Source organism: Zobellia russellii, from assembly GCF_018728565.1.
Taxonomy (GTDB): Bacteria; Bacteroidota; Bacteroidia; order Flavobacteriales; family Flavobacteriaceae; genus Zobellia; species Zobellia russellii.
The window spans coordinates 273542-289100 of the sequence record NZ_JACSOI010000002.1 but is presented as its reverse complement, the minus strand read 5'-3'; the positions used below and the strand labels follow the sequence as shown (position 1 = coordinate 289100).

Genomic DNA, 15559 nt, shown 5'->3' with positions numbered 1-15559 from the left:
AATTCAGGCATTTTGCTTGTGTTTTTTATCGTACCAAACGTAGCCTAAAAATATAGCCAGGCTAATTAGAGAACCCCACAGCAGACCGGTTTTCATGCTATTGGTGCTTTTACCAAGAATGGCAATAAAAAGAGTAAGTGGGGCAATTCCGATAAGGGTTGCCCCTATAAATTTCCAGTAGCCCATTCTTAGAATACCGCCAACAAAGCTTATGGCGTCATTGGATAAAAATGGATTTAAGCGGGTTACTATTACTGCCCAAAACCCATAATCCTCTAAAAAACCGGTTACCTTTTCCTCTGTTTTCTTGCCTATGATACGTTCTACTTGGTCTTTGCCTAAAAGTTTGCCAATGGCGTAGCCCACGGAGGAAGCCAAGAACACTGCTCCAAAAATGATAATACTGCCCCAAATTGGTCCGTAGGCAAGAACCGAGGCTACCATAAGTACTATAGATGGTACTACTATCATGAACATTTGTGCTACCATTGCTGCTATTAAAACAATGGGTCCCCAAGCTCCAAACTGTGACACCCAGTTTTCGACCTCTTTTCTATTGCCGCTAGTTAAAACTTGCCAAGCCTCGTTAAAAAAAGATTCAAGAGAGGGTACCGTAAAATAACCGGCAACGAGAATACCTGCCAAGGTGAGGGATAGGTATACGGGCCATTTGCTTTTGCTTTTTGAATCTTCTAGCGTCATAAAGGTCTATTTTCTTCTGGCTACAAGATACCTGTGCTGGAGGAGGAGGAATAGTCCTAAACGTACAATTTTTGGTTCAAAAGTATCAGCTAGAGGTTTATGGGGTTTATGCGATTAGCTAATTTGAAGCGATACATAGTAGCCTTCGTTGCTACGAACGTTAAAAACGGTATTGTCCTCAAAAATAAAATATTGGCCTTTAATCCCTTTTAAAATCCCTTTGTAATTGGGGGTTTTGGTCAGATTGAGGCTTTTTACTTTTTCCGGGTATTCAAGGACGGGAAACTCAAGGTTGGTTTCGGCATTATCGGCAATATAGTACTCTTGGGCTTCATCCGGAATGTATTGTTTTAGCTTATTTCGCCATTCAACCAGATTTTCGTCCTCAACATTGTTAGTCAACATTTTGCGCCAATTAGTTTTATCGCCTACATGGTCTTTTAGAGCAACTTCGGTTATTCCGGCTAAATATCTATTAGGAACTTCTACGATTTCAATAGCTTCGTGCGCCCCTTGGTCTATCCATCGTGTAGGTACTTGGGCTTTACGTGTAACCCCTACTTTAATATTACTTGAATTGGCCAGATAAACAATATGAGGTTGTAATTGTGCTTTTTTCTCATATTCAAGATCACGGTCTTCTTTGCCTAAGTGGGCAGTGCTCAACTCGGGTCGCATAATCCAATCACCTGCAGAAGGGGTTTCGTAAAAACAGGTTTTACAGAAACCTTGACGAAAAATGGGACGGTCCCTACCACAATTTAAACATTGGAATTTTATAAAATTGATTTCAAGCGCTTTGTCCAAGATTTGATTTACATTTAAAAAATCATTTTCAAAAACCATGTAGTATTGAATGGGATTTCCTATTTCGGTCTGCATTTTTCTTAGAACGCCTTCGTACTGCATAAAAAAGTATGATTTAAAATGTATTTGAAAATGATAAGTATTAAAGCTAAATTTAGCGAATTCAAAGATACCCAAAAATGCCGATTACCTTATTCAATTCTATTGCTTCTTGGTTGCTGAAAAAGCGATATCACCAGATAGAACTTTTTTTGAAATACCCGGAAGAGGTTCAGGAAGAAGTGCTTCATCAACTTATTGAAATTGCCGAAGACACAGAAATTGGTAGAAAGTATGACTTTGAGTCCATCAATAGTTATGAAACTTTTAGGGAGCGGGTCCCTATTTCTTCTTATGAACAGATTGAACCGATTATAGAACGTACACGCCGCGGTGAACAGAATATATTTTGGCCAACATCTATTAAATGGTTCGCCAAGAGTAGTGGTACCACTAATGCCAAGAGCAAGTTTATTCCTGTAAGCGAAGAAGCGCTTGAAGATTGTCATTATAAATCGGGCAAAGATTTACTTTGTCTGTATTTGAACAATAATGAAAACTCTCAGTTATTTACGGGAAAGAGTCTCAGGTTAGGGGGTAGTAAGGAGTTGTACGAGGACAACGGTTCCTATTTTGGGGATTTGTCCGCAATACTTATTGATAACATGCCGTTGTGGGCAGAATTTAGCAGTACACCAAGTAGTAAGGTGTCCTTAATGAGCGAGTGGGAGAGTAAGTTAAAGGCCATTATAAAAGAAAGTACCCAAGAAAATGTAACCAGTTTGGCAGGAGTGCCTTCTTGGATGTTGGTGCTTCTTAATAAGGTACTGCAAGAAACGGGTAAGGACAATTTGTTCCAGGTGTGGGAAAACCTTGAGGTCTATTTTCATGGTGGAGTAAGCTTTAACCCTTATGAGGAACAGTATAAAAAACTGCTACCGAGAAAAAGCTTTAAGTACTATGAAATTTATAATGCCTCCGAAGGTTTTTTTGCTATTCAGGACCGTAATAATGCAGATGATTTATTGCTAATGCTGGATTATGGAATATTTTATGAGTTTATTCCAATGAGTGAGTATGGCACGGAAGGGCAAATGGCCATTCCGTTGTGGGAGGTGAAAAAGAATACCAATTATGCGATTATAATTACCACGAATTCCGGTTTGTGGCGCTATAAGATTGGCGATACTATTAAATTTACATCTACCAGTCCCTACAGAATCAAAGTTACGGGTCGTACCAAACACCATATCAATGTCTTTGGAGAGGAGTTGATTATTGAAAATGCCGAAGAAGCGCTTAAGAATATTTGCCTTAAGACCGGTGCTGAAATTAAGGATTATACCGCTGGCCCAATTTTTATGGTAGAGAAAGAAAAAGGGGCGCATGAGTGGGTTATTGAGTTTAGGAACCCGCCAGATGATATAAACGTATTTACGGAATATCTAGATAATGCTTTAAAGTCCTTAAACTCAGATTATGAGGCCAAACGCTATAATAATATTACGTTGAATATGCCTACCATTCATATTGCCCGAGAAAACCTTTTTTATGATTGGTTAAAGCTAAAAGGGAAGTTGGGCGGACAGCATAAGATACCTAGGTTATCCAATAAAAGGGACTATATCGAAGAATTGCTTCAAATGAACAATTAAAAGTGGTATTTGCCCGTTTAATATTGAAATTGATTCCCAAAACTAACCTAAAGGCAAATTAAATTTAATATTATGGCAGAAAGACTTGTAATCATATCCGACATGTGGGGAGCTAAAAAGGGGCTCTGGATTACTTCATACCTAGGATATCTTCAGCAGCATTTTAATATTACTTTTTATGATTGCCAGCAATTGGGAAATATTGATGTAAAAGTAAACTCAGAGGAGAATATTCATCAAGCTTTCGTTAATGGAGGTATAGAAACGGCAGTAGCACATCTTCTAAAAAAAGAAAAAGAACCGGCACACTACCTTTGTTTTAGTATTGGCGGAGCTATAGCTTGGAAAGCGGCGCTTTCCGGTTTGCCTATGAAATCATTATACGCGGTCTCTTCTACCAGGGTACGCTCGGAAGTAGAAAAACCAGAAGTACCAATGAGACTTTTATTTGGCGATGCCGACGTGTATAGGCCCAAAGCTTCTTGGTACAAAGAAGTTGGAGTAGAGGGAGAGCTTGTAAAAGGATTTAGCCATAATATGTACACTGATGAAAAGATAATTAAAAAGGTTTGTCTTGACTTGCTGAATACGGCTACACAGGTTTCAGGAAAAACGAATAAGCAAAAAGTGATATAAAGAGTAAAGAGGTTTTAAACTAACACTCAAGAAAGTAAAAAAGCGGAATCAAATATATTTTGATTCCGCTTTTTGTTGCTTTATAACCAGAGATTTAAGAAACTGCTTTCAGTTTTTTAATGGTCTCGTAAGATAATTTATTTTCGGCGTAAGGCTTGGTAACTTTAAATTCCGTTTCATCGTTACTAGGCATTTCAAACATAGCATCGGTAAAAATAGCCTCGCACAACGATCTAAGACCCCTCGCGCCCAATTTGTACTCAATAGCTTTTTGAACAATGTAATCCAAGGCTTGGTCCGTAATGGAAAAAGTAATATCATCCATAGCGAACAGCTTTTCATACTGTTTGATTATCGCATTTTTAGGTTCTGTAAGAATAGCTCTTAAGGTCTTCTCATCCAACGGATTCATATGTGTAAGTACCGGAAGTCTTCCTATAATCTCAGGAATTAGGCCAAACTCTTTTAAATCTTTTGGAATTATATATTGAAGAATGTTCTCCAAATCCAAGGCGTCATCACTTTTAGCTGCGCTATATCCTATGGCCTGCATGTTCAACCTTTTGGTAATGGCGCGTTCAATTCCGTCAAAAGCACCACCTGCTATAAAGAGAATGTTTTCGGTATTTACCTCAATAAACTTTTGGTCCGGATGTTTTCTTCCTCCTTTTGGCGGAACATTTACAACCGTACCTTCAAGTAATTTAAGTAAGCCTTGCTGAACTCCTTCCCCGGATACATCTCGGGTAATGGACGGGTTATCGCTTTTACGCGCTATTTTATCAATTTCATCAATAAAAACAATACCGCGCTCCGCTTTTTCCAAATTGTAATCTGCGGCCTGCAACAATCGGGTAAGGATACTTTCTACATCTTCGCCAACATAACCAGCCTCCGTCAAAACGGTAGCATCTACAATGGCCAAAGGAACATTTAACATCTTTGCAATGGTCTTTGCGATAAGGGTTTTTCCCGTACCTGTTTGGCCCACCATTATAATGTTACTTTTCTGAATCTCTATATCGTCTTCCTTTGACTTGGGCTGCAAAAGCCTTTTGTAGTGATTGTAAACGGCAACGGACATTACTTTTTTGGTACGCTCTTGACCAATAACGTAAGTGTCTAAAAATGATTTAATATCAATAGGTTTCTTCAGGGTAAGTTCTGAAGAAAGGTCATTTGTTTTGGTCTGTCTTGATTCTTCGGTAACAATACCATGGGCTTGCTCTATACATCGATCGCATATGTGTGCATCAAGACCTGCAATCAAAAGATTGGTCTCAGGCTTTTTTCTGCCACAAAACGAACATTCTAAATTTTCTTTAGCCATATTAAAGTGTACTTTCTTTGAAAAATAAACGCAAATAAATGCGTTTTGGTTCATCGTTTTACTCGAAAAACCAATTAGTTATGAGCATTTGGTCGAAATTATTCTTTCCCCCTTACCAAAATTTCATCAATCATACCATAGGATTTAGCTTCCTCGGCTTTCATCCAATAATCACGGTCACTATCTTCGTTAACCTTGTCTATAGTCTGGCCTGAATGCTTGGCTATGATTTCGTATAATTCTGATTTTAGCTTCAAGATTTCACGTGCGGTAATTTCAATATCGCTTGCTTGGCCCTGAGCACCGCCCATAGGTTGGTGAATCATTACTCTAGAGTGGGTTAAGCCACTTCGTTTGCCTTTTTCACCTGCACAAAGAAGCACCGCGCCCATTGAGGCGGCCATTCCGGTACAAATGGTGGCAACGTCCGGAGCAATGAACTGCATAGTGTCATAGATTCCTAGGCCGGCATAAACGCTTCCACCTGGTGAGTTTATGTAAATCTGAATATCTTTTTGTGCATCCGTACTGGCCAAAAACAATAATTGTGCCTGTACAATGTTTGCTACCTGATCATTAATACCGGTTCCCAAGAAGATGATACGGTCCATCATTAATCTTGAAAATACGTCCATGGCAACGGCGTTCATTTGACGTTCTTCAATAATGTTGGGGGTAAGACCAACGGGATACATGCTCGTTAAGATCGAATCGTAATAGGTACTGCTAATACCTTGGTGATTTATAGCGTAGTTCTTGAATTCTTTTCCGTAATCCATATTTTTCTGTTCGATGTTTAAGTACCCTGGGGCATGAAATAAAAAAAGGTGCCGAAAATCACATTTTCGGCACCGTAAAGATACTTATAATTTTTTGGAAATATTACCCGTATACTTCCTTCACAAAGTTTTCGTAAGTAACCTCTTTGGTCTTAAGGTTTACTTTCTCTTTGTAAAGGGTAAGTAATTTTTGGCTCATTAGTTGTTCGGATAGACGCTTAACTTCGTCTTGGTTGCCCAATACACGAGCAGCTATATTATCCAATTCTTCTTCTTGAGGGTTTAATTGGCCAAATTGTGCCATTTGAGATTTAATGAAACCTTTGGCAAATTCTTTCAACTCGTCAAACTGAAGTTCAATATTGTTATCTTTAATGACCTTGCCTTCAATTAGCTGGTAACGAAGTCCTTTTTCGGATTTTTCATACTCCTCATTGGCTTCTTCTTCCGTTAACGGGTTCTCACCGGTCATCTGAATCCACTTGGTCAAGAACTCTGTTGGAAGTTCAAACTTGGTGTTTTCTATAAAATATTCAGTAATGTCATTCAATAACTTCTGATCGGACTGTTGCTCAAATTGTTTTTCTGAATCGTCCTTGATACGTTGTTTCAAGTCTTTTTCAGATTTAACTTCGCCTTCACCAAAAAGCTTGTCAAAAAGCTCTTGATCTAAAGCAGCAGGCTCTCTTTCGTTAATTTCCTCAATGGTAAAAGTAGCTTCAACATCTAAGTCTGCAGCTTTATCTTGAGAAACACCAAAAACACTGGAAAGCAAGTAGTCTTCTTTAAAAAGACCTTTAGATTTTAGTGTAACCACATCCCCTACTTTTTTGCCTTTTAAAGCGTCCAAAGCTTTTTTGCTCTTGATTTTGTCAAGTTCTAAAGTGGCTTTATTGTCTATTTCCGCTTCCTCGTTTTTGAAAGTACCGGTTACTTCGTTGTTTTTTTCAACGGCATCTTTGCTGATAAGTTTTCCGTATTGTTTTTGAATACGTTCTACTTGCTCGTTTACCATTTTATCATCGGCAACGATTTTATAGTGAGTGATGGGTTTCTTTGTTTTTAAAGGAACCTCAAACTCAGGAGCTAGACCTAACTCAAATTCAAAAGCCAATTCTTCATTGTCCCAGTCAAAATTATCTTGTTGCTTAGGAAGTGGGTTGCCAAGAACATCTAATTTTTCTTCGGTAAGGTATTTGTTAAGGTTATCTTGAAGAAGTTTGTTTACTTCGTCTACCAAAACGGCCTTTCCGTATTGCTTTTTTATTAGCCCCATTGGTACGTGGCCTTTTCTGAAACCAGGTACATTGGCCTGCTTTCTATAGTCACTTAGAATACTGTCTACCTTTTCTTGGTAATCTTCTTTGGTGATGGCCACTTTAACGACGGCATTTAGATCGTCGATCTGCTCTTTTGTAATATTCATCTAAATCTTCTTTTTTGTTTCCATAAAATGGGATGCAAAAGTACTACAATTAATGTACCCTAGCAAGTTTTTAAATCGTTGAGATTCAAACAATCGTTACGATTTTTTATCCTCTTTCAAAAGAGAAAACAATATAGATTGAAGAAAGGATAATAATAGGCTGAAAATTATGGCCCATAAAATACCGTCTACGTTAAAGCCATCTATGAGATTGTCTGCAAGGAAAATGATTATTGCGTTGATTATGAGTAGGAACAGACCTAGCGTTAGTACAGTAACCGGCAGTGTAAGTATCACTAAAATAGGTTTTACTATAAAATTTAAAAGGCTGAGTACGATGGCCACTATAACCGCTGTCATATAGCTGTCTACGGAGACGTGTGGTAAAATTTTTGAAAGTATAACTACAGCAAGAGCACTTAGGAGAACACGTAAAATGAGTTTCATAATTGAAAGGTATTTTTTAGTTAGGGGCAAATAATTATGCCACCCTTAAAGATAAAGAAAAGATTTTGTTGTTTTTAGTATTGCGTACGGTCCTCTCTAGACGTCTTTGTTAAGAAAAATAGTTTTAAGGCGTGGTTATGATTCTAAGAACCGAATAGATTTTTCAAAAAACTGTTTTGGGTTTTCCGCGTGTAACCAATGGCCCGCGTTATCTATAGTTTGTAATTCAGAATTTGGAAAATGTGTTTCTATAACTTCAAGATCGGTTTGCATTATATATTCCGATCGGTCTCCCCGAAGAAAAAGGGTTGGACCGTCATAAGAGTCGGTAGTGCCTATGTTCTCACCAATTTCGTTCATTTTCTCACTTAGGACTTTAAGGTTGAATCTAAAACCTAATTGCCCCTTTTCCACCCAGTAAAGGTTCTTGAGCAAGAATTGTCTTGTTCCAAAATCCGTAATGTATTTCCCGAGTTCGGAATCGGCCTCGTTTCTTGATGAAATGGTGCTTAGGTCTATGGCGTTCAATCCATCAATAATGGGTTGATGGTGCGGCGGGTAGAATTTAGGCCCAATATCTGCAACAATCATTTTGCTTACGCGATTAGGGTAGTTGCAAGCAAATTGCATAGCGGTCTTACCACCCATGGAATGGCCAATGATCATGGCATTTTCCAATTGATTGGTTTCCATATAGGTTTTGAGGTCTTCGCTAAGAAGGTCGTAATCAAAATCATTGGACCAAAAACTTTTGCCGTGGTTCCGCTGATCAATGAGGTGTACCTCAAAGCCTTCTTTAGCATACTGGTTGCCTAGGGTTTTCCAGTTATCGGACATTCCTAGGAACCCATGCAGAATCAATAGGGGAGTGCCGGTTCCTAATATTTTGGAGTGTAGGGTTTCGGTCATTTTAATTTGTTCAGGTACATATTTACAACGTTCTCCAAGCCAAGGTAAAGCGACTCGCAGATTAGGGCATGCCCAATAGAGACTTCCAATAAATGCGGCACATTTTCCTTAAAGTACTTTATATTGTCCAAGCTTAGGTCGTGTCCGGCATTGATGCCCAAGTTACATTGCTGTGCAACTTTGGCAGCTTCGGTAAACGGACTCACCCCTTGGCTATGATTTCCTTTGGCGTACTGTTCCGCATAACTTTCTGTATACAGCTCAATACGGTCCGTACCGGTTTTGGCAGCTCCTTCAACCATTTTGGCATCGGCATCAACAAAAATAGAGGTTCTGATTCCTGCATCCTTAAAAGTTTGGATAACGTCTATTAAAAAAGCTTGGTGTTTAACAGTGTCCCATCCTGCATTAGAGGTAATGGCGTCTACCGCGTCCGGTACAAGTGTAACTTGTGTAGGGCGTACTTCCAAAACTAGGTCTACGAATTGTCCAATAGGATTTCCTTCTATGTTATATTCTGTGGTGACCAAGTTTTTTAGGTCTCGGGCATCTTGGTAACGAATGTGTCTTTCGTCAGGCCTAGGGTGTATGGTAATACCCTCGGCGCCAAAAGACTCTATATCCGCTGAGGTTTTTAATAAATCCGGCATATTGCCGCCCCTGGCGTTTCTTAGAGTTGCAATCTTGTTTATGTTTACGCTTAGTTTTGTCATTTACCGATAGAATTAACCATTTGGTACAAAAATACAAATTAGGCATACCTTTTGATATTTTTAATTAGTATTTTGCGTTTAGTAGAAAGAGTTATGCATATTCAAGACCACATAGTAACGAACATTCCGTCCTATAAAATAGGGGATTCACTATTAGAGATAATCACCTTTTTTAAGGATACCACGTACTCGCACGTTGCAGTTACCGAGAACGGGGCTTACCTTGGTGTGTTAAGTGAAAATGACCTAGAAAATTTTGATACCAATAAAAAGGTAGAGCAATATCGTTATGATTTGGAGACCTTTTTTGTTCGGAAAGAAACCAGTTGGTTAGATGTTTTGGAGGTTTTTGCTAGAAATGAGGCCAATCTTGTGCCTATAATTGATGAAAAAGGTAGAATTGATGGTTATTATGACCTTACGGATATAGTAAGCGTTTTTATAGATACCCCATTTTTTACGGAACCAGGTGGTATTATAGTTGTGGCCAAGGGTATTAAGGATTACTCGTTTAGTGAAATTGCACAAATTGTTGAAAGTAATAACACCAAGTTGATAGGCGGCTTTATTACCGATTCTAAGAATGATGTTGTGCAGATAACTATTAAAATTGCCTCTTCAAATTTAAACGACATTCTGCAGACATTCCGCCGTTATAACTACAATGTGTTGTTCGGAAATACAGATGACCAGTTCTTGGAAGATTTAAAGGAACGGTCCGATTATCTGGATAAATATCTCAACGTATAGAATTTCTTGCGATTATCTTTGAAAAGGGTAATTAGTCAAGGGTACAATCCTTATTTTTGTCGCATAAGGTCAAAAAGGCCTTAGTAATAAAGATAAAAATTAAGGGATGAAAGTTGCTATTTACAGTCAAATGTATCAAGAGGACACCTTGCAATATGTAATGGAGTTGCTTGATGAGCTTGAAAAAGCACGTGCCGTAATAGCCATTGAAAAGGAATTTCACGATTTTCTCTCCGAAAAACATGCATCAGATGGGTATCAGGTATTCACGGATACCGAGGGGTTAGACGGTTCTTTTGATATGTTCGTTAGTTTTGGTGGTGACGGTACTATTTTAAGGGCAACTACATTTGTAAGGGATTTGGGAATACCCATTGTTGGGGTAAACACGGGCCGTCTCGGTTTTCTTTCTACGTTTAGTAAGGAGGAAGTGCGTAAAGTAGTGCAAGAATTTAACAAGGGTGCTTATACTGTTGTAGAACGTAGTTTGGTTGAAGTTGATAATGGGGATGAGATTTCGGAATTGAACGAACTGTATTTTGCTTTGAACGAGATTACGGTAAGTAGAAAGGATACTACTTCTATGATAACGGTTGAAACCTATTTGAACAATGAATACCTTACGTCTTATTGGGCGGATGGGCTTATTATTTCTACGCCCACGGGTTCTACAGGGTATTCTTTAAGTTGTGGCGGGCCGGTCATTGAACCCACGGCAAAATCTTTGGTACTTACCCCAATTGCACCGCATAACCTAAATGCTAGGCCGTTGGTTATTTCAGATGATACGCAAATAAGGTTAAAGGTTTCGGGAAGGGAAGATAACCATCTTATTTCTCTGGATTCTAGAATAGCATCTGTGGAGAATGGAAAGGAAATTCGTATAAAAAAAGCCGGCTTCACAATTAAAATGATAGAATATACATCGGAGAGCTTTTTAAAAACACTTCGGAATAAACTATTGTGGGGAGAAGATCGGCGTAATTGAATCTTGAGCGGGCAATAAAAAACCGCAAATCCTGTTTATCATGTGAGAACATTAATATAATAGTTGGGTGCAATTGTTATATTCGCAAACTAATACTATTTATGAAGCAATTCATTATCATAGTCTTGCTGTGCACTTTTGGAAGTGTTGGAGCTCAAACCTATGAAGCCGGTATTTTTGCCGGAGGCGCCAATGCCATTGGAGATGTAGGCCGGACTAATTATATTTTACCTTCGGATATTGCCCTTGGGGGTATATTTAAATGGAATATAGCTAAGCGGTATGCATGGCGTGCCAGTGTAATTTACGGTAAATTTACGGCAGATGATACCAAGTCTAACGATCCTTCTAGACAGCAGAGAGGATACGTTATGGATAATTCTTTATTAGAAGCTTCCGCCGGTCTGGAATTTAACTTTGTAGAGTATAATTTACATAGGTTAGGGCCTGCGTTTACGCCATATTTATATACGGGTCTTACCTATTTTAGATATGACTATAACTATTTTGATGCCGGTCAGTTTTTGGATGTCTCGCAAAGAGATGGTTCCTTTGCTATTCCAATGACCGTTGGGGCAAAGATTCGTTTAAACCAGTTCCTTATTTTAGGTGCCGAAATAGGTGCCCGTTATACTTTTACGGATAATCTAGATGGTAGTAATCCAGAAAAACTTAATGTTAGCCGTCAATTGAACGATCTTAGGTTCGGGAACGTTTTTAGTGATGACTGGTATGTGTTCTCTGGTTTCACCTTGACCTATACCTTTGGTAGAAAGCCATGTATGGAGTGTTTTGAATAGTTTAAACTCAGGTAACACGGCATTTTTCCTTTCTTCATTAGGTCTTTACTATGTATAATTCAAATTTATAGGCTATTTTTGCCGTGCGCTCAAAAAAAACATCATTTTGTAAACTGGAAAATGAAATTTACTCCGGATAAATGAATGTGTATTAGAGTGGTATGATCAATTCCTTATGGTTAATCTAGAAGAATTAGACGAAAACAAAATGCCTAGCCACCTCGCCATAATTATGGACGGAAATGGTAGATGGGCTAAAAAACAAGGTAAACTTCGTGTGTTTGGGCATGAAAATGGAGTTAAGACGGTGCGGGCCACAGTTGAAAACTGTGTTAAACTAAAGCTTAAGTACCTAACCTTGTATACCTTTTCTACTGAGAATTGGAAAAGACCCAAGATTGAAATTGATACTTTAATGAAACTTTTAGTGTCTTCCCTAAAGAAAGAATTAAAGACTTTTTCCGAGAACAACATTAGATTAAATGCTATTGGAGATATTGAGTCTTTACCTAAAAAAGCCAATAAGGAGCTAAAAGAGGTCATGGAAAAAACAAGGGAAAATACAGGAATGACCCTTACTTTGGCTTTAAGTTATGGTGCACGGGAAGAGCTGAAAAGTGCAGTAAAACAAATAAGTGCCAAAGTTAAAAATAATATAATTTCAATTGAAAACATTGACGAAACCATTATTAATAACCATCTTTACACGCATGATTTGCCAGATGTAGATTTGCTTATCCGTACTAGTGGTGAGCATCGTATCAGCAATTTTTTGTTGTGGCAAATCGCCTATGCGGAATTATATTTCGTAGATGTATTTTGGCCCGATTTTAGTAGTCAACATTTGGCAGAAGCTATAAAAAGTTATCAGAACAGAGAACGAAGATTTGGAAAAACCAGCGAACAACTCAATTAGCGATATGAAAAGGTTCATATCCTTCGAACCTTTTATTACACTCCTATTAATTTTTGCAACCACATTTTGCGCCGCACAAGAGCTTTCTTTTGAGGACGGTAAAAAATACATTTTAGGTGGGTTAGAGGTTACTGGGCTGCAAAGTTATAACGAGCAGACCGTAAAAACGTACACCGGCTTACGTGTGGGGCAACCTATTACGCTTCCAGGAGAGGAAATTAGCGGAATCATCAATAAACTCTGGGGCCTTGAGCTTTTTAAAAATATCGATTTCTATATAACTAATATAGAAGGGGATAAGGTTTTTCTTGAATTGAACATTATTGAGAGACCAACTCTTTCAGGGGTTACTATAAATGGAGTTAAACCTAGAAAGGTTGATGATCTTCTTAAGGATACCGATCTAAAAAAAGGTAAGAAAATTACCGAGAGTTTAATTGCCAATACCAAGAATTACCTTGACAATAAGTATAAAAAACAAGGTTTTCTGAATGCCAAAACTTCCATTATTGTTGCAAAGGATACTTCTGAGACCAATGCCCAGAAAATGGTCATCAATATCAATAAGGGAGATAAGGTAAAAATCAAAAAGATGATTTTTGAGGGTAACGAGCAGTTGTCCGATAAAAAACTTAAAGGAGCTTTTAAGAAAACAAAAGAAAAACGTTTCTGGCGTTTCTGGAAGAAATCCAAATTTATAGAAGAGGATTATGAGAATGATTTGGAACTGTTGTCCGATAAGTACGCAGAGAATGGTTATCGTGATGCCCGTATCATTTCCGACTCTTTAATCAAGGTAGATGAAAACAATATTATCTTAAAGTATCAAATAGAAGAAGGTAATAAATATTACTTTGGAGATATTGATTTTGTGGGTAACAGTGTGTATACAGACCGTCAATTGGCCGCGGTTTTAGGTATCAAAAAAGGAGATACCTACAATGGGGTTTTATTAAGGGAACGTATTGCAGATGATTCTAAACCGGAGCCTAATGATGTTACCAGTTTGTACCAGAATAACGGGTATTTATTTTCAAGTATTAATCCGGTGGAGGTTTCTGCAGAGAATGATACCATTAATTTTGAAATACGTGTTATAGAAGGTAAAGAGACCTTTCTTAACCATATAGATGTGGTTGGTAACGATCGTACAAACGATCACGTAATCTATCGTGAATTAAGAACGCGTCCCGGTCAGAAATACAATAAAAGTGATATTATCCGTACCATTCGCGAACTTCAACAGCTAGGGTATTTTGATGCGGAACAAATTAAGCCGGATATTCTTAACCCTAATCCAAACGAGGGTACGGTAGATATTAAGTACAACTTGGTAGAATCCGGTTCCAGTCAGATAGAATTACAAGGTGGTTACGGCGGTGGTGGATTCATCGGTACATTGGGGCTTTCCTTTAATAACTTTTCTATAAAAAATATATTTAAGGGCGAGGAGTATAAACCGGTTCCTATGGGAGACGGACAGACTTTTGCCATGCGGGTACAGGCCAGTAGAACCTTTAGGGTGTACAGTCTAAACTTTGCGGAGCCTTGGTTAGGGGGAAGAAAACCCGTGCAATTTAGCTTAAACCTTTCTAGAACGCAGCAATTTGGAGTAGATTATAACAATTCTACAAGCAGTAGAATAGAGGTTGACAAAGATCGTGGTTTTGCTATAACGGGTATATCGGCAGGTTTGGCTAAGCGTGTGCAATGGCCTGATGATTATTTTACTATATCTCACTCGTTAAGTTACCAATTGTATGAATTCAATAACTATGATATAGGATTGTTCAACTTTGGAAACGGAAAATCCAACTCTTTTGCCTATACATTGGGAATTTCAAGAAACGCCACCGCTGGTGGACGTATTTTCCCAAGAGGAGGTTCTAATTTTGAAGTTACAGCCAAGTTTACGCCACCTTACTCGCTCTTTAGTAATAAAGATTATGAGTCCTTGCGTGATCGAAGTGAAGAGTTGACAACACTAAAATCTCAGGTTGGATTAACTACGGCACAAGATGCAGAGTTAGAGGATATCGATCAACAACGTTTTAGATGGTTAGAGTACTATAAAGTAAAGTTTAAAGGAGACTGGTATACAACTTTGGTAGGTGATTTGGTTATGCGTACCAATGCGGAGTTCGGTTTCTTGGGCAACTATAACAATGATGTAGGAGATGTTCCTTTTGAGCGTTTCTTTGTAGGTGGTGATGGTCTTGGTAACTTTACTTTAGATGGAAGGGATGTAGTACAGTTAAGAGGGTATGAGAACCAATCCTTAACGCCTATTGACCCTCTTACAGGCCAGCAAGAAGGTGGTTTGGTTTACAATAAATTCTCTCTAGAACTACGTTATCCGTTAACTTTAAAACCTTCAGCTTCCATTTATATGCTTGCATTTATGGAAGGAGGTAACGCCTTCAACAATTTTCAGGAATTTAATCCGTTTCAAATAAAACGATCGGCCGGAGTGGGGCTGCGCATTTTCATGCCGGCATTCGGGTTGTTAGGTATTGATTTTGGTTACGGGTTTGATGAAGACCTTAGACCACAGTCTATCGGAAACGGACCTAGTGGACTTCAAACACACTTCATTATCGGCCAGCAGTTTTAATTTAAAGAATCGGTCACTATGCTAAATCACTCATTTTAAAAGTTTTAG

At 38.4% G+C, this 15559-nt stretch carries 15 protein-coding genes; 7 read left to right on the top strand and 8 right to left on the bottom strand.

Annotated elements, in window-relative coordinates; translation table 11 throughout:
• Positions 1-3 precede the first annotated feature (3 nt).
• The gene (locus H9565_RS06795; protein WP_215438461.1) at positions 4-702 is read right to left on the bottom strand and encodes a TVP38/TMEM64 family protein; all 699 of its coding nucleotides are present in this window, start codon (positions 700-702) and stop codon (positions 4-6) included.
• A gap of 114 nt (positions 703-816) precedes the next feature.
• Positions 817-1611 (bottom strand): DUF2797 domain-containing protein, encoded by a 795-nt coding sequence (locus tag H9565_RS06790; protein ID WP_215438460.1) that lies wholly within the window; start codon positions 1609-1611, stop codon positions 817-819.
• Positions 1612-1688: 77 nt separating this feature from the next.
• On the opposite strand from H9565_RS06790, the gene H9565_RS06785 reads away from it, so the two are divergent.
• Positions 1689-3203: a GH3 auxin-responsive promoter family protein gene (locus H9565_RS06785; protein ID WP_215438459.1), complete on the top strand. Its 1515-nt coding sequence runs from the start codon at positions 1689-1691 to the stop codon at positions 3201-3203.
• A gap of 72 nt (positions 3204-3275) precedes the next feature.
• The gene (locus H9565_RS06780; RefSeq protein WP_215438458.1) at positions 3276-3839 is read left to right on the top strand and encodes an alpha/beta fold hydrolase; all 564 of its coding nucleotides are present in this window, start codon (positions 3276-3278) and stop codon (positions 3837-3839) included.
• 94 nt (positions 3840-3933) lie between these two features.
• On the opposite strand, the gene clpX is transcribed toward H9565_RS06780, so the two are convergent.
• The 6 genes from clpX to H9565_RS06750 all read right to left on the bottom strand — a co-directional run bounded on the left by clpX (position 3934) and on the right by H9565_RS06750 (position 9443).
• Positions 3934-5169, bottom strand: a complete 1236-nt coding sequence (gene clpX / locus H9565_RS06775; RefSeq protein ID WP_215438457.1) for an ATP-dependent Clp protease ATP-binding subunit ClpX — start codon at positions 5167-5169, stop codon at positions 3934-3936.
• A gap of 98 nt (positions 5170-5267) precedes the next feature.
• The gene (gene clpP / locus H9565_RS06770; RefSeq protein WP_215438456.1) at positions 5268-5948 is read right to left on the bottom strand and encodes an ATP-dependent Clp endopeptidase proteolytic subunit ClpP; all 681 of its coding nucleotides are present in this window, start codon (positions 5946-5948) and stop codon (positions 5268-5270) included.
• 103 nt (positions 5949-6051) lie between these two features.
• Positions 6052-7374: a trigger factor gene (gene tig, locus H9565_RS06765; protein WP_215438455.1), complete on the bottom strand. Its 1323-nt coding sequence runs from the start codon at positions 7372-7374 to the stop codon at positions 6052-6054.
• A 96-nt stretch (positions 7375-7470) separates the two neighbouring features.
• Entirely contained in the window at positions 7471-7821 is a 351-nt protein-coding gene (locus H9565_RS06760) for a phage holin family protein (RefSeq protein WP_215438454.1), read from the bottom strand.
• A 135-nt stretch (positions 7822-7956) separates the two neighbouring features.
• Complete coding sequence (locus H9565_RS06755) at positions 7957-8730, bottom strand: alpha/beta fold hydrolase (RefSeq protein WP_215438453.1); 774 nt, start codon at positions 8728-8730, stop codon at positions 7957-7959.
• Complete coding sequence (locus tag H9565_RS06750) at positions 8727-9443, bottom strand: pyridoxine 5'-phosphate synthase (protein ID WP_215438452.1); 717 nt, start codon at positions 9441-9443, stop codon at positions 8727-8729. Before H9565_RS06750 ends, H9565_RS06755 begins: the two co-directional genes overlap by 4 nt.
• Positions 9444-9515: 72 nt before the next feature.
• Between H9565_RS06750 and H9565_RS06745 the strand changes: the two genes are divergently transcribed.
• The 5 genes from H9565_RS06745 (at position 9516) to H9565_RS06725 (ending at position 15511) form a co-directional block, all read left to right on the top strand.
• Complete coding sequence (locus H9565_RS06745; protein ID WP_317195431.1) at positions 9516-10193, top strand: CBS domain-containing protein; 678 nt, start codon at positions 9516-9518, stop codon at positions 10191-10193.
• Between the two features lie 106 nt (positions 10194-10299).
• Positions 10300-11181 (top strand): NAD kinase, encoded by an 882-nt coding sequence (locus H9565_RS06740; RefSeq protein ID WP_215438451.1) that lies wholly within the window; start codon positions 10300-10302, stop codon positions 11179-11181.
• Positions 11182-11282: 101 nt separating this feature from the next.
• Complete coding sequence (gene porG / locus H9565_RS06735) at positions 11283-11981, top strand: type IX secretion system protein PorG (RefSeq protein WP_215438450.1); 699 nt, start codon at positions 11283-11285, stop codon at positions 11979-11981.
• A gap of 208 nt (positions 11982-12189) precedes the next feature.
• Entirely contained in the window at positions 12190-12897 is a 708-nt protein-coding gene (locus H9565_RS06730; protein WP_394370247.1) for an isoprenyl transferase, read from the top strand.
• A gap of 4 nt (positions 12898-12901) precedes the next feature.
• Complete coding sequence (locus H9565_RS06725; RefSeq protein WP_215438448.1) at positions 12902-15511, top strand: BamA/OMP85 family outer membrane protein; 2610 nt, start codon at positions 12902-12904, stop codon at positions 15509-15511.
• Positions 15512-15559: the final 48 nt, after the last annotated feature.

Bases quoted from the DNA above. Each gene is read 5' to 3' on its own strand.
- H9565_RS06795 (WP_215438461.1), bottom strand. From the start codon at position 702: ATGACGCTAGAAGATTCAAAAAGCAAAAGCAAATGGCCCGTATACCTA.
- H9565_RS06790 (WP_215438460.1), bottom strand. From the start codon at position 1,611: ATGCAGTACGAAGGCGTTCTAAGAAAAATGCAGACCGAAATAGGAAAT.
- H9565_RS06785 (WP_215438459.1), top strand. From the start codon at position 1,689: ATGCCGATTACCTTATTCAATTCTATTGCTTCTTGGTTGCTGAAAAAG.
- H9565_RS06780 (WP_215438458.1), top strand. From the start codon at position 3,276: ATGGCAGAAAGACTTGTAATCATATCCGACATGTGGGGAGCTAAAAAG.
- clpX (WP_215438457.1), bottom strand. From the start codon at position 5,169: ATGGCTAAAGAAAATTTAGAATGTTCGTTTTGTGGCAGAAAAAAGCCT.
- clpP (WP_215438456.1), bottom strand. From the start codon at position 5,948: ATGGATTACGGAAAAGAATTCAAGAACTACGCTATAAATCACCAAGGT.
- tig (WP_215438455.1), bottom strand. From the start codon at position 7,374: ATGAATATTACAAAAGAGCAGATCGACGATCTAAATGCCGTCGTTAAA.
- H9565_RS06760 (WP_215438454.1), bottom strand. From the start codon at position 7,821: ATGAAACTCATTTTACGTGTTCTCCTAAGTGCTCTTGCTGTAGTTATA.
- H9565_RS06755 (WP_215438453.1), bottom strand. From the start codon at position 8,730: ATGACCGAAACCCTACACTCCAAAATATTAGGAACCGGCACTCCCCTA.
- H9565_RS06750 (WP_215438452.1), bottom strand. From the start codon at position 9,443: ATGACAAAACTAAGCGTAAACATAAACAAGATTGCAACTCTAAGAAAC.
- H9565_RS06740 (WP_215438451.1), top strand. From the start codon at position 10,300: ATGAAAGTTGCTATTTACAGTCAAATGTATCAAGAGGACACCTTGCAA.
- porG (WP_215438450.1), top strand. From the start codon at position 11,283: ATGAAGCAATTCATTATCATAGTCTTGCTGTGCACTTTTGGAAGTGTT.
- H9565_RS06730 (WP_394370247.1), top strand. From the start codon at position 12,190: ATGCCTAGCCACCTCGCCATAATTATGGACGGAAATGGTAGATGGGCT.
- H9565_RS06725 (WP_215438448.1), top strand. From the start codon at position 12,902: ATGAAAAGGTTCATATCCTTCGAACCTTTTATTACACTCCTATTAATT.